This is a genomic window from Streptomyces boluensis (genome assembly GCF_009908195.1).
GTDB lineage: Bacteria > Actinomycetota > Actinomycetes > Streptomycetales > Streptomycetaceae > Streptomyces > Streptomyces boluensis.
Window position 1 is genome coordinate 1 of sequence record NZ_JAAAHS010000201.1, and the last position, 13,613, is coordinate 13,613.

A 13,613-nucleotide genomic window follows, 5' to 3' on the forward strand; every position below is an offset into this window, starting at 1 on the left:
GGGCGGCCACGTGGGCGGTGAGCGGCTGGTTGAACTCCCGTCCCTTGCGGACCAGTTCGGCGGCGCGCCAGTCGCCCGTGTCGGCCACCAGGGCGTGCTCGAAGACGTGCGTCCAGTGCTGGAGCTGGAACGAGCTGCCGTCGGGTGCGGTGCGCCGGGGCGGGTCCATCCAGGCGCCGCTGGGGCGGCCGGTGCAGGAACGCATCAGGTTGCTGTGCAGACGGCCTCGGGTGTCGACCGCGAAGCCCGGGGTGCCGCGCACCAGGAGGGCGACGGTGCGGTCCTCGAAGTCGGCGTCCTGGGTGCTCGGTGCCGAGGGTTCCGATTCGGAGGGGGCGCCCGGCGCCGAGGGCTGGGCCTCCAAGAGGGCGCCCGGCGCCGGTAGTGCGGCCTCGATGCGGCCGTCGCGATCCACCGTGTCGGCGAGCGCGGCAAGGGCGGCCTCGGGGTCGTCCCCCAGGAGTACGGCGACCGGCAGGTCACGTACCCCCGTCAGGTCGCAGCCGGGCTGCCAGACCTCGCGCAGCGGGCGCTCGGCGGGCACCCAGACGACGCCGGAGCCACGCGCGCGCGTGGCCGCTGCGTGCTCCGGTCCGGCCGCGGCGAGCACCGCGGCGGTGAACGAGTTGGCCTCCGGGCCGCCGACCGCGATCCGGAAGTCGGGGAGGCTGCTGTCGACGGCGAGGTCGCCCCAGCGCGGCCCGGCCGGGCGGGTGGGCGTACTGGTGACGCCGCGCCGCACGAGGGCGGTGACGAGGTCACGCAGCGGGTCTGGAGCACCCGCGCGGCCCTCACCGTCAGTGCCGCCCGCGCCCGCCGCACCGCCCGCGCCACCCGCAGGGCCCGCGCCCGAACCAGCACTCCGCCCGTACCCCCGCAGCCCCCCGTCCGGCAGGACGATCTCGCCGGCGCCGACCGCCCGTACGCCCGCGCGGGTGCCGTCCGGTGTGGTGAGGGTGAAGGTCAGCGGGGCGGAGAGCGCGAACCAGTTCAGGCAGGGGGTGTCGAGGGTCCACGGGGCGCGGGTGTGGTCCGTGCCGGTGTCCGTCCCGGGGAAGGCGAAGCCACGGCCCACGGCGGCGGCCGCGGTCTCGGCGACGGGCAGGGCGCCCGGCACGTCGGCGGGCACCCGCAGCCGCAGGAGCTGGTCGCTGCCGGTGAACTCGTCGACCTTGGTGGTGAGTTCGACGCGGTCGAGGCCGTTCCACAGGGTCGCGGTACGGGTCCAGCGCACCGGTCCGGTGCGCCCCGTGGCGGTGATCCGGGCGCCCAGCGGGCCGTGCTCGACGGTGCAGGTCTCGGCGGGCGCGGCGGACGAACCGGTTCCGGGGCCCTTGGGCAGCAGGTGCCAGGGGCCCTCCTCGAAGAACGGGTGGGCGGTGTACTCGTCCTGCACGACCAGCTCGTCCACCTCGCCCTCGGTGAGCAGTTCGCGGCCGGTGCGCAGGTCGGTGACGCTGCTGAGGCCGCCGCCCCGCGCGGGGTCGGCCTCGATCCGGAAGGTCTCGTTCGAGACGGTGTACGTGGGGGCGGCCGCCGGGGTCCAACCGCCGGACGGGCGCGTGTCGTCGGTGGTCAGCCACCAGGTGCGGTGGCCGAGCGACGGCACCGCGCGGGCGAGGAAAACCGCCTCCACGCGCGCGTGCTCACCTACGGCCACCACGTGCACCGGCTCCGTACGCCCCGTCTCGTCCCGCACCGCGAGCCGTGCCGGGTCGTCCACGCCCAGCTCCGCGAGGTCGACGTCGACGCGCACCAGGTCGGTACGGGTCCACGACAGCGGGTTGAACACGGTGACGGCGAGCTCGCCGGGGCCACGGGTGTCCGCCTGCGCGGTGAGCGCGCCGAGGGCCGACTCCCGTACCTCGTCGGCGAGTTCGTACGCCTCGCGCCAGGTCGGGAGCAGGTCCACGTACACCTGGTCGGAGAAGGTGCCGGTGACGGCGTCGTGGTGGGCGGCGTGCAGCAGGTGCCGCCAGCTCTTGTCGAGCGCGTCCCGCGGGTACTCCAGGAGGCCGAGGCCGTGCGCGAGGGCGGCGAAGGTCTCGGCCTGCTGCACCAGGTTCTCGGCGGCCCGGTGGGCCTGCTTCACATCGGCGTACGTGACGTCCTTGCCGGTGTAGACGGGGCCCATCTCGCGGGTCACGGGCAGCGGGCGCTCCCCGCGCGCCGCCAGCTCCGCGCGTACGGCGGCGAAGTGCGCGCGTGGACCGGCGTGTTCGAGGCGCGGCCAGGTGTAGCGGCGGTTCCAGGTGTGCTGGACGTCCAGGCCCCAGGGGTGCGGCCAGGAGAAGTCGGTGCCCATGGGGATCAGGACGTTGCGGGTGGCGGCGCCCTGGCGGAGGAGTTCGTACAGGGCGAGGAGCTGTTCGGCGGCGGCCTCGGCGTCGGGCGCCTTGTGGGAGAACCAGCCGGCGGAGTAGTGCGCGGGCAGGTAGTGGAGCAGGAGTCCGCGGCCGTCGGGGCCCAACCAGTCGTATTCGGCGGGCAGTTGCATCGCGGTCGGGGGCCGCAGGGCCTCGCCCCAGGTGTCCATCATCGGGCCCCACTGGTGGTGCGGGCCGCGAGCGAGGACCGCGGAGTCGAGCCCGGCGTCCGCCATGAGCGCGGGGAACGCGGGGTCGTGCCCGAACACGTCGAGCTGCCAGGCGGTGCGCGGCTCGGCGCCGAGTACGCCGCGGTGGAAGCCGAGTCCGTGCACGGCGCTGCGCACGGTGGTCTCGGCGGAGGTGAGGTTGGTGGACGGTTCGTTGTAGGTGCCGCCGACGATCTCGACGCGGCCCTCGGCGATCAACTGCCGTAGTTCCGCCCGGTGTTCGGGGTGTGTGTCCCAGAACGGCTTGAGGTAGTCCAGCTCGGAAAGGACGAAGCGGTAGTCCGGGTCGTCGTGGGCCTGCTGGAGGTGCAGCGGCACGAGCGTGAAAGCGGGCACGCCGGTGTACTCCCAGCCCCGCTCGGCCTCGCCGGGGCGCAGCGGCGCGTCCCACAGGGCGGTGTAGGCGGCCTGGGTGTTCCACCACATCGGGTCGTAGTGGAAGTGCGGTACGAGGCGCACAGTCCAGCCGGGCTCGGCGACTGTCAACTCGCCCTCGTAGGCGTGGAGTTCCCGGCCTTCCGGGGTGCGGACGCGGGCCGTGACGGGGAGCCGCTCGCCAAGGCTTCCGTCGACGGCCACGGACACCTCGACCACGTCCTCGACGGCCCGCACCCCGTCGCCGGAGGCGAGTTCAACCCCGGCGCCGGAGACGAGTTCGGCGGCGGCATCCACGCCCGCGTACGCCTCGGCCGTGTCGGCGCGCAGCAGGCGCGGGCGCGGGGTGCGTACGCCGGGGCCGTCGACGGTGACGGCGAGGGGGCCGACGGGGCGGGTGCGGCGGACCCGGACGCGGACGACCTGGAGGGGGGCGGTCTCGGGCCCGGTGAACAGTGCTGGGCTCGCGACTTCGGTGACACAGACGCCGTTGTCCATCTTGTCCGTTTCCGTTTGCGTACTGCCGGAAATAGCGCTCGACCTGCTCGACCCGCTCGAGCTATTTAAGCTAAACCGCATTAGCTCCTCAAGCCCTATCACGGCCGAAGGCGCCGCTCAAGGGTCAAGTTCCGCAGCTCCAAAGTCTGTTACTGCCCAGGCTATTGACATCGCTAAACCGCATTAGTAGAACTTCGGTGCGCGCAGCCGAGATGTTTCTGGTCCGAGCAGAGGAGCCGCCAGTCATGCGCATATCCCGTCGAGCAGCCCGTCGCGCAGCAGCCGCGACCGCGATGGCCGCGGCCTCGGCCCTCGCCCTGACGGCCTGCGGGTCCGGGGACGGATCCGGCGGCTCCGACAGCGCTTCCGGCAAGATCGAGGGCACGGTCAAGTTCCAGACCTGGAACCTGAAGACGAACTTCAAGTCGTACTTCGAAGGTCTGATCGCGGACTTCGAGAAGGAGCACCCCGGCACCGAGGTCGAGTGGATCGACCAGCCCGCCGAGAACTACGCCGACAAGATCAGCGCCGACGCCGCGGGCGGCACGCTGCCCGACGTCGTCAACGTCTCCCCCGACCTCGCCGTGCCGCTCGCCAAGGCGGGCCTCGCGCTCGACCTCGACAAGGCCGCGGGCAAGTACAAGGGCGAGTACCTGGACGGCGCCTGGAAGAGTCACCAGATCCCGGGCATGGAGGGCACGTACGCCTTCCCCTGGTACCTGAACACCGGCCCGATGTTCTACAACAAGAAGCTGTTCAAGGAGGCCGGCCTCGACGCCGACAAGCCCCCGAAGACGTACGACGAACTCTTCGACGCCGCCAAGGACATCGCGAAGAAGAGCGACGGCAGGATCGCCACGCTCGGCAACGCGCCCGCGATCGAGGACTTCGGCCGCTACGGCGTCCCGCTGATGAACGAGCAGGGCACGAAGTTCACGTTCAACGACCCCAAGGGCGTCGAACTCATCAAGAAATACAAGGAGTTGTACGACGCGGGGGCGCTCGACTCGCAGGCGCTGACCAACGAGGCCGAGGCCACGGGCCGCAAGTTCAAGCAGCAGTCCATCGCGATGAACCCGGGCAGCGCCCTCGACCTGGACAAGTTCAAGAAGGAGGCCCCGAGCCTCTACAAGAACATCGGCATCACACCCGCGGTGACCAACACCGGCAAGGACAACATGTACGTCCAGGGCGTGATGGTGAACTCCCAGAGCAAGGTCAAGCCGGCCGCCGTCGCGTTCGCGCACTTCGTGACCAACGCCGAGAACCAGATGGACTTCGCGCACGAGGTGACCGTCTTCCCGTCCACCGAGGGCAGCCTCGACGACCCGTTCTTCACGAAGGAGGACGGCAAGGACGAGACGCGGGTGCGGGTGGCCGCCGCCAAGTCCCTGAAGACCGCGGTGAATTACACCCCGGTGATGCTCAACGACCAGATGAAGACGGTCCTGCGCAACGAGGTCGCCAAGGCCATGCAGGGCAAGAAGGCACCGCAGCGGGCTCTCGACGACGCCGTCGCCGAGTGCGACCGCCTGCTCAAGAGCGCGGGCTGAGGCGGGACGTACAGCACATGACTGCCATGACCAAGGGGAGCGGCAACGGACCGGTCGGCAAGACCGGCCCGGCCGCCGCTCCCCCGGCGGAGCCGACCGCCAAGGCCGCCCCGTCCTCTCTGTCTTCCCCGTCCGCCCCGGATCCGAAGCGGCGCGGACGCGCCGTCCGCACCCATCTGCCGTCCAGCCCCTGGCTGTTCCTCGCTCCCGGCCTGCTGGTCGTCGGCGGGTTCAGCCTGTACCCGTTCGTCTCGACGGTGCTCAACTCGTTCACCGACAAGCGGACACTGATCGACGGCCAGTGGGTGGGCGGCGCCAACTACCAGGAGCTGATCCACGACGAGATGTTCTGGATCGGGCTGCGCAATAGTGCGTTGTACGTCCTCGGCGTAGTCCCGCTCCTGGTGATCCTGCCGCTGCTGCTCGCCCTCCTGGTGCAGCGGCACCTGCCGGGCATCACGTTCTTCCGCTCGGCTTTCTACACCCCCGTGGTCGCGTCCGTGGTGGTCGTCGGCCTCATCTGGGTGTGGCTGCTCGACGACCGCGGCCTGGTCAACTCCGTGCTCGGCGCGGTCGGGTTGGGCACGGTCCCCTTCCTCAGCGACCAGTGGCTGCTGCTGCTCAGCGCCATGATGGTCACGGTCTGGAAGGGCCTCGGCTACTACATGATCATTTACTTGGCGGCGCTCACCAACGTGCCCCGCGAACTGCACGAGGCCTGCGCCGTCGACGGCGCGGGAGCGGTACGCCGCTTCTTCACCGTCACCGTCCCGGCCGTGCGCTCCACGATGGTCCTGGTGGGCGCGCTCTCCTCGGTCAGCGCCTTCAAGGTCTTCTCCGAGGTCTATCTGATGGCCGGCGACGGCGGCGGCCCCGGCGGCGCGGACACCACGCTCGTGATGCTGGTCCAGCGGGTCGGCACGGGCCTCAGCGGTCGGGTCGGCTACGCCTCGGCGATCTCCGTGGTGGTCTTCGTGATCACCCTCGGCCTGATGCTTCTGGTGCTGCGCGCCAACCGCAAGGAGGACTCATGAGTACGCTCACGGCTTCGCGGCGCGGTCCTGCGGGGCCCGGCCGCCGCGAGGAACGGCGCCGCGAGCGGCTCGCCGAGAAGCAGCAGCAGAGCGGACGCCGGGTGCCCGTATGGCAGTTGGTGCTGCGGTACGCGCTGCTCCTCGCGGTGTTCGCGCTGATGGTCGGCCCGTTCCTGTGGCAGCTGTCGACGTCCCTGAAGGGCCCGGCCGAGGACATCTACAGCTACCCGCCGAAGCTGCTCCCCGGCGACCCGACGCTCGACAACTACGCCAAGGTCGCCGACCTGATCCCCGTCTGGGACTTCGCCCTGAACTCCCTGAAGGTGGCCGCCGCCAACGTCCTCACCAACTGTGTGGGCGCCTCGCTCGCCGGGTACGCCTTGGCCCGGATGCGCTTCCGGGGCCGTAAAGCAGCGCTCGTCGTGTTCGTGATGGCGATGCTGGTGCCGGTCGAGTCGATCATCATCGCCCAGTTCATGACGATGCGGGAACTGCAGCTCAACAACACTCTGGTCGGTGTGCTGCTGCCCGCGTGCATCGGCGCGATGAACGTCCTGCTGATGCGGAACGCCTTCTCCAACCTGCCGTACGAGGTCGAGGAGGCCGCGTACGTGGACGGGGCCAACGCCTGGCAGCGGTTCCACCGGATCGCGCTGCCCTCGGTGAAGGGCACCCTCGCGGTCGTCGCGATCTTCGCGTTCATGGGCGCCTGGGACGACTTCCTGTGGCCGCTGATCGTGCTGAGCGACCAGTCCAACTTCACGCTCACCATCGGGCTCAACTATCTGCACGGCACGTTCGCGGACAATCAGCGGCTGGTTGCGGCGGGCACGATCATCGCTGTCCTGCCACTGATCGTGATGTTCGCCTGCTTGCAGAGGTTCTTTTTCCGGGGGGTCGGTGAGGGGGCGGTCAAGGGTTAGGGCCTTCCCGCTTGCCCTTCTTGGCACGTTCTTCTTGCCCTTGTCCACCGCGCCGTCGATCGCCCTTCGGGCTCGTCCTCAAACGCCGGACGGGCTGATATTGCTCCGGACGGGCTCATAGTCGCTCCTCCCGTAAGGACCGCACCGCCATGTCGCACACCGCCACCCCCCGCACCCCCCGTTTCGGCGCCAACTACACGCCCACTCAAGGGTGGTTCCATCACTGGCTCGACTTCGACATCGATGCCGTACGGGCCGATCTCGACTCGATCGCTCGGCTCGGGCTCGACCATGTGCGGGTGTTTCCGCTGTGGCCGCTGTTCCAGCCCAACCGCACCCTGATCCGCCCCCGCGCCGTCGAGCAGCTGGTCGCGTTGGCCAACGCGGCCGCCGAGCGTGGGCTCGACGTGAACGTCGACGGGCTCCAGGGGCACCTGTCCAGCTTCGACTTCCTGCCCGCGTGGACCCAGACCTGGCACCGCCGGAACCTCTTCACCGACCCGGACGTCGTCGCCGGGCAGGAGGAGTACCTGCGCACCCTCGCCGCCGCGCTCGCCGACCGGCCGAACTTCCTGGGCATGACCATCGGCAACGAGATCAACCAGTTCTCGCACGACCCGCACCCCGACCCGGACCGCATCACGCACACGCAGGCCGAGGCGTGGCTGGAGCGGATGCTCGCCGCCTGCGAGGCGGGCGCGCCCGGCAGGTTCCATCTGCATGCCGAGTACGACGCCGCCTGGTACCAGGACGGGCACCCCTTCACGCCAGGCCAGGCCGCCCGGCTGGGCGGTGCGACGGCCGTGCACTCGTGGGTGTTCAACGGCACCGCGCAGCGCCACGGCCGCACCGGCACGGCCACCGAGCACCACGCCGCGTATCTGATCGAGCTGGCCAAGGCCTGGCACACCGACCCGCACCGGCCGGTGTGGCTGCAGGAGGTCGGGGCGCCCGCGCCGCACATCCCCGCCGAGCACGCCGCGCACTTCACCGCGGCGACCATCGCGAACGCGCTGGACTGCGAAGACGTCTGGGGCGTCACCTGGTGGTGCTCGCACGACGTCTCCCGCGAACTCGCCGACTTCCCCGAACTGGAGTACTCGCTCGGCCTGTTGACGAACGACCGGGCCGTGAAACCGGCCGGCGAGACGATCGCCCGCGTCGTCGAGGAGTGGCGCGGCCGCACGTACCGGCCCGCTCCCCGCACCACCGCCCTGGTCCTGGACACCGACCCGGTGACCGCACCCGACCGCTCGGTGTGCGCGCCCGGCGGCGCGTTCTTCGAGGCCTGGGCGAGCCTCACCGCGCAGGGCGTACGCCCCGCCGTGGTGCTGGCCGAGCACGCGCACGACACGGCACGACTGGCCGCCCGCGGCATCACCGCGACGGTCACCCCCGAAGAGGTCGACTGACACTCTCCCCACCGAGGAGCCCACCAGCCATGACCCGCAACCACCCCACCCGCCGCACCGTCGTCGTGTCGTCGGCCGCGGCGGCCGCCGCGCTGCTCACCCCCGCGGCCGCCGCCCACGCGGTACCGGGCCGGGCGCCGAAGGCCGCCGACGACCTGCAGCCGTACGCGTCCTACTGGTTCCCCGACTCGCTGCCGTCCGGCACCCCCGGCGAGGGCGTCGTCTGGCGCTCGCTGGCCGAGTGGACGCCCGAGGGCGACGCCGACCTGGCGTTCAACCGCTCCACGGTGCCACTGGCCGAGCGGTTCACGCCGGTGCCGGTCAGCGCGTCGGCGCGCGCGGACCGGGCCAGGATCGCGTCGCTCGTGTCGTTCCACCCGACGGCCGGCAACCCCGCGCAGGGCGCCGCCACCGCCGACCACTACGCGCTGACCCACTGGGCGTACATCGACGAGCTGGTGTTCTGGGGCGGCTCCTCCGCCGAGGGCATCGTGCTCGCGCCCAACGCCCCGGTCGTGGACGCGGCACACCGCCACGGCGTCCCGGTGCTCGGCAATGTCTTCCTGCCGCCGACCGCGTACGACGGGCAGCTCCAGTGGACCCGTGACCTGGTGCAGCGGGACGCGTCCGGCCGGTTCCCGGTCGCCGAGAAGATGGTGCAGGTCGCCACCGCGTACGGCTTCGACGGCTGGTTCGTCAACGCCGAGACGGGTGGCGGGGACGCGGAGCTCGGCCGTCAAATGCTCGCGTTCCTCAAGGAGTTGAAGCGCCTCGGCGAGCCGCACGGGCTGCGGATCACCTGGTACGACTCGATGACGGCGAACGGCTCCGTCGACTGGCAGGACGAGCTGAACGCCTCCAACCAGGACTTCTTCCTGGCCTCCGACACGATGTTCGTCAACTTCAACTGGAACACCGCGAAGCTCGCCGCCTCCGGAAAGCTCGCCGAGGACCTGGACCGCGACCGCTACGAGCTGTGGGCGGGCGTCGACGTCGAGTCGAACGGCTGGAACACCTCCGTCGACTGGGACGCGGTCCTGCCGGAAGGCGCCGATCCGGTCGTCTCGTACGGCTTCTACCGGCCCGAGTGGACCCGTAACCACCTGCCCGACGGCCGCACCCCCGAGCAGTTCCACGCGGCCGACGACCGCTTCTGGACCGGCGAGTCCCTCGACCCGGCGCGGCCCGGCGGCAGTTGGCGCGCCCCCGCGTCGGCGGTCGCGGACCGCTCGACGGTGACCGCGCTGCCCTTCGCCTGCACCTTCAACACCGGGCACGGACTGCGCTGGTACGAGGGCGGAACCGTCCGCTCCGAGGCCGCCTGGAACCAACTGGGCCTCCAGGACCGGCTGCCGGGCCGCCGCTGGGTGGTGCGCACCGAAGGCGCCCGCCCGAAGGTGACCCTGGACTTCGCGGACGCCTGGCGCGGCGGTTCGAGCGTGCTCGTCGACGGCACCCTGGACGCCCCCACCACGGTCGAACTGCACGCCACCCGGCTGCCGTTGAGCGCCGCGACGACCGTTCGCCTCGCCCACCGCGTGGTGTCCGGCGGCCCGGTGACCGTCGAGCTCGGCGTGGCCCTGCGCGAGCCGGACCGTCCCGGTGACCCGCTCACGTACGACTTCCTGCCCGCCGGGAAGCTCACCGAGGGCGGCTGGTCCGAGGCCGACGTGCGGCTCGGCTCGCTCGGCGGCAGCGGCACCGTGCACGGCCTGGCCGTACGCCTCACCGCGTCCGGCCCTGTGAAGTGGCGGCTCGGCGCGCTTGCCGTCCGGGACGCGGACGAGCAGGTCGCGGCGCCGAGCGGCCTGAACGTCGACAAGGCGACCGGCGACGGACAGTTCCGGCTCTCCTGGCAGCCCGCACCCGGTGCCGTGCGCCACTACGAGCTGTACCGCGTCCTGCCCGGCGGCGAGCGGCGCTTCCTCACCGGGACGTGCGCGCGGGCCGCGTATGTGAAGGGCCTGAAGGCCGCGCCCGGCGAGAAGGCCGTGAGCTTCGAACTGCGCGCCGTCGGCGAGCTGTTCACGACCTCAGCACCGGTCACCGTCACCCACCCCTGGTAACACCGCACCCCGAAGAAACAGCCAGAGAAACAGTTACGGAGCCCCTCATGCATGACGACCGCGCCCTCGTCGAGGCCCGCCTCAAGCGTGTGCTCGACGAGCGCATCCGCCCCGCCGTGTACCCCGAGTCGGTGCCCCTGACGGTGGCGGCCTGGGTCGCCCCCGGCGAGCCGGTGCCGGTGGCCGAGGGCCTGGCCGCCGCGCACGCACCGATCGAGGTCGGTACGGAATGGGGGGCTCCGTGGGCGACGACCTGGTTCAGGGTGACCGGCGAGGTGCCCGCCGCCTGGGCCGGGCGGACCGTGGAGGCGGTGCTCGACCTGGGCTTCGACGAGCGGATGCCCGGGTTCCAGTGCGAGGCGCTCGTCTACACACCGGAGGGCGAGCCGATCAAGGCCGTCAACCCGCGCAACCAGTGGGTACGGGTGGGCGACCCGGTCGTGGGCGGCGAGCGCGTCGAGTGGCGCCTGGAGGCGGCGTCCAACCCGGTGCTGCTCGGCGACGAACCGTTCCGGCCCACCGACCTGGGCGACCGTGAGACCGCGGGCGACGAGCCGCAGTACGTACTGACGCGGATGGACCTCGCCGTGTTCGACCGGGAGGTCTGGGAGCTGGTCCAGGACCTGGAGGTCGTCGGTGAGCTGATGCACGAACTTCCCGTCGAGGGCGGCCGCCGCTGGGAACTCCTGCGTGCGGTCAGCCGTTCTCTGGATGCGATCGACCTGCAGGATGTGAACGGGACGGCGGCCGCGGCCCGTTCACACCTCACGGACGTCCTGGCGTCACCCGCTGACGCCTCTGCCCATCGCATCAGCGCGGTCGGTCACGCGCACATCGACTCGGCGTGGCTGTGGCCGCTGCGCGAGACGGTCCGCAAGGTCGCGCGGACCACGTCGAACATGACGAACCTCCTGGAGACGGAGGACGAGTTCGTCTTCGCCATGTCCCAGGCCCAGCAGTTCGCCTGGATCAAGGAACACCGCCCGGAGGTGTACGCGAAGGTCAAGAAGGCGGTCGCCGAGGGCCGCTTCGTACCCTCCGGCGGCATGTGGGTCGAGTCGGACACGAACATGCCGGGTTCGGAGGCGATGGCCCGGCAGTTCGTGCACGGCAAGCGGTTCTTCATCGAGGAGTTCGGCGTCGAGAACGACGAGGCGTGGCTGCCGGACACGTTCGGCTTCGCCGCGGGCCTGCCGCAGATCATCAAGGCTGCCGGGTCCAAGTGGCTGCTCACCCAGAAGATCTCCTGGTCGCAGATCAACAAGTTCCCGCACCACACCTTCCAGTGGGAGGGCATCGACGGCACCCGGATCTTCACGCACTTCCCGCCCGTCGACACCTACAACTGCTCGATGCTGGGCCGCGAGATCGCCCACGCCGCACGGAACTTCAAGGACAAGGGCGTCGCCAGGCACTCGCTCGCCCCGACCGGCTGGGGCGACGGAGGCGGCGGCGCGACGCGCGAGATGATCGCGAAGTCCCGCCGGATGCGCTCGCTCGAAGGCTCGGCGACGGTCGAGTGGGAGAAGCCGGCCGACTTCTTCGCCAAGGCGGAGGCGGAGTACCCGGACCCGCCGGTCTGGGTCGGCGAGCTGTACCTGGAGCTGCACCGCGCCACCCTCACCAGCCAGGCCAGGACCAAGCAGGGCAACCGCCGCAGCGAGCACCTGCTGCGCGAGGCGGAACTGTGGGCGGCGACAGCGTCGGTCCGCACCGGATTCCCGTACCCGTACGAGGAGTTGGACCGTATCTGGAAGACGGTCCTGCTCCACCAGTTCCACGACATCCTGCCCGGCTCGTCCATCGCCTGGGTGCACCGCGAGGCGGAGAAGACGTACGCGGCGGTCGCCACGGAGCTGACCGGCATCATCGAGGCGGCGCAGCGCGCGCTGGCCGGGGACGGCGACACGGAACTGGTCTTCAACGCGTCGGCGCACACGCGCGGCGGCGTCGCGGCGGGCGCTGCGGGAGCTGCGACCGCCCCGGGCACGGTCGCGGTCACGTCCCACGACGGCGGCGGGCATGTCCTGGACAACGGCCTGCTGCGGGTGGAGATCGACGCGCGCGGCCTGGTGGTGTCGGCGTACGACATCGCGGCGGACCGCGAGACGGTCGCTCCGGGCGAGGCCGCGAACCTGCTGCAGATCCACCCGGACTTCCCGAACATGTGGGACGCCTGGGACGTCGACGAGTTCTACCGCAACGTGGTCACGGACCTCACGCAGGTGGACTCCCTGACGGTGGAGGGGAGTTCGGTCACGGTGACCCGCACCTTCGGCGAAAGCCGAGTGACCCAGACCCTCACACTGCCCGCCGACTCGAAGCGCCTCGACATCGCCACCGAGGTCGACTGGCACGAGACGGAGAAGTTCCTCAAGGCGGCCTTCCCGGTGGACGTGCACGCCGAGCGGTACGCGGCCGAGACCCAGTTCGGCCACCTGTACCGGCCCACGCACACCAACACCAGCTGGGAAGCGGCCAAGTTCGAGGCGTGCAACCACCGCTTCGTGCATCTGGCCGAGCCCGGCTGGGGCGTGGCCCTGGTCACCGACTCGACCTACGGTCACGACGTCACCCGCACGGTCCGCCCCGCCGCCCACGCCGGTACGACCACCACGGTCCGCCTCTCCCTGCTCCGCGCCCCGCGCTTCCCCGACCCGCACACCGACCAGGGCGTCCACCGCTTCCGGTACGCCCTCGCGCCGGGCGCCACGGTCACGGACGCGGTCCGCGAGGGGTACGCGATCAACCTCCCGGAACGCCACGTCCGCGGCGCGGCACCGGTGGCTCCGCTGGCCTCGGTGGCCGACGACGCGGTGGTGCTCAGCGCGGTCAAGCTGGCGGACGACGGGTCGGGGGATGTGGTGGTCCGCTGCTACGAGGCTGCGGGCGGGCGGGCCCGCACCCGTCTTGAGCTGGGTTTCGTGGCGGGGTCGGTCGTGGCGACGGATCTGCTTGAGCGTGCTCTTCCGGAGGCTGCGGCGTACGAGGTACGGGACGGTGAAGTGGCCCTGTCGCTGCGGCCGTTCGAGCTGGTGACGCTTCGCTTCACCCGCTGATTTCTCCCCGCCCCGCTCCTTCCCGAGCGGGGTGAAATTCAGCCCCTCCGGCGTTTGAGGTGGGGGCACCTCCCAGCGGTAGCTGGGGGAGGGGTCT

The 13,613-nt window shown here is 71.1% G+C and carries 7 protein-coding genes; 6 read left to right on the forward strand and 1 reads right to left on the reverse strand.

What is annotated here, in order from left to right; translation table 11 throughout:
* On the reverse strand, window positions 1-3,469 hold a 3,469-nt coding region (locus tag GUY60_RS23000; protein ID WP_161700843.1), incomplete at its 3' end, for a glycoside hydrolase family 38 N-terminal domain-containing protein.
* A 245-nt stretch (window positions 3,470-3,714) separates the two neighbouring features.
* On the opposite strand from GUY60_RS23000, the gene GUY60_RS23005 reads away from it, so the two are divergent.
* The 6 genes from GUY60_RS23005 (at window position 3,715) to GUY60_RS23030 (ending at window position 13,516) form a co-directional block, all read left to right on the forward strand.
* Entirely contained in the window at window positions 3,715-5,022 is a 1,308-nt protein-coding gene (locus GUY60_RS23005) for an ABC transporter substrate-binding protein (RefSeq protein ID WP_161700845.1), read from the forward strand.
* 26 nt (window positions 5,023-5,048) lie between these two features.
* On the forward strand, window positions 5,049-6,056 hold the full coding sequence (locus GUY60_RS23010; RefSeq protein WP_161700854.1) for a carbohydrate ABC transporter permease: 1,008 nt from the start codon (window positions 5,049-5,051) through the stop codon (window positions 6,054-6,056).
* Window positions 6,053-6,979, forward strand: coding sequence for a carbohydrate ABC transporter permease (locus GUY60_RS23015; RefSeq protein WP_161700846.1), 927 nt, complete (start codon window positions 6,053-6,055; stop codon window positions 6,977-6,979). The genes GUY60_RS23010 and GUY60_RS23015 overlap by 4 nt, the downstream gene beginning before the upstream one ends.
* Before the next feature lie 149 nt (window positions 6,980-7,128).
* Window positions 7,129-8,391, forward strand: a complete 1,263-nt coding sequence (locus GUY60_RS23020) for a glycoside hydrolase 5 family protein (RefSeq protein WP_161700848.1) — start codon at window positions 7,129-7,131, stop codon at window positions 8,389-8,391.
* A 29-nt stretch (window positions 8,392-8,420) separates the two neighbouring features.
* Complete coding sequence (locus GUY60_RS23025) at window positions 8,421-10,457, forward strand: endo-beta-N-acetylglucosaminidase (RefSeq protein ID WP_161700850.1); 2,037 nt, start codon at window positions 8,421-8,423, stop codon at window positions 10,455-10,457.
* Between the two features lie 47 nt (window positions 10,458-10,504).
* Window positions 10,505-13,516 (forward strand): alpha-mannosidase, encoded by a 3,012-nt coding sequence (locus GUY60_RS23030; RefSeq protein WP_161700852.1) that lies wholly within the window; start codon window positions 10,505-10,507, stop codon window positions 13,514-13,516.
* The last annotated feature ends 97 nt before the right edge of the window (window positions 13,517-13,613 follow it).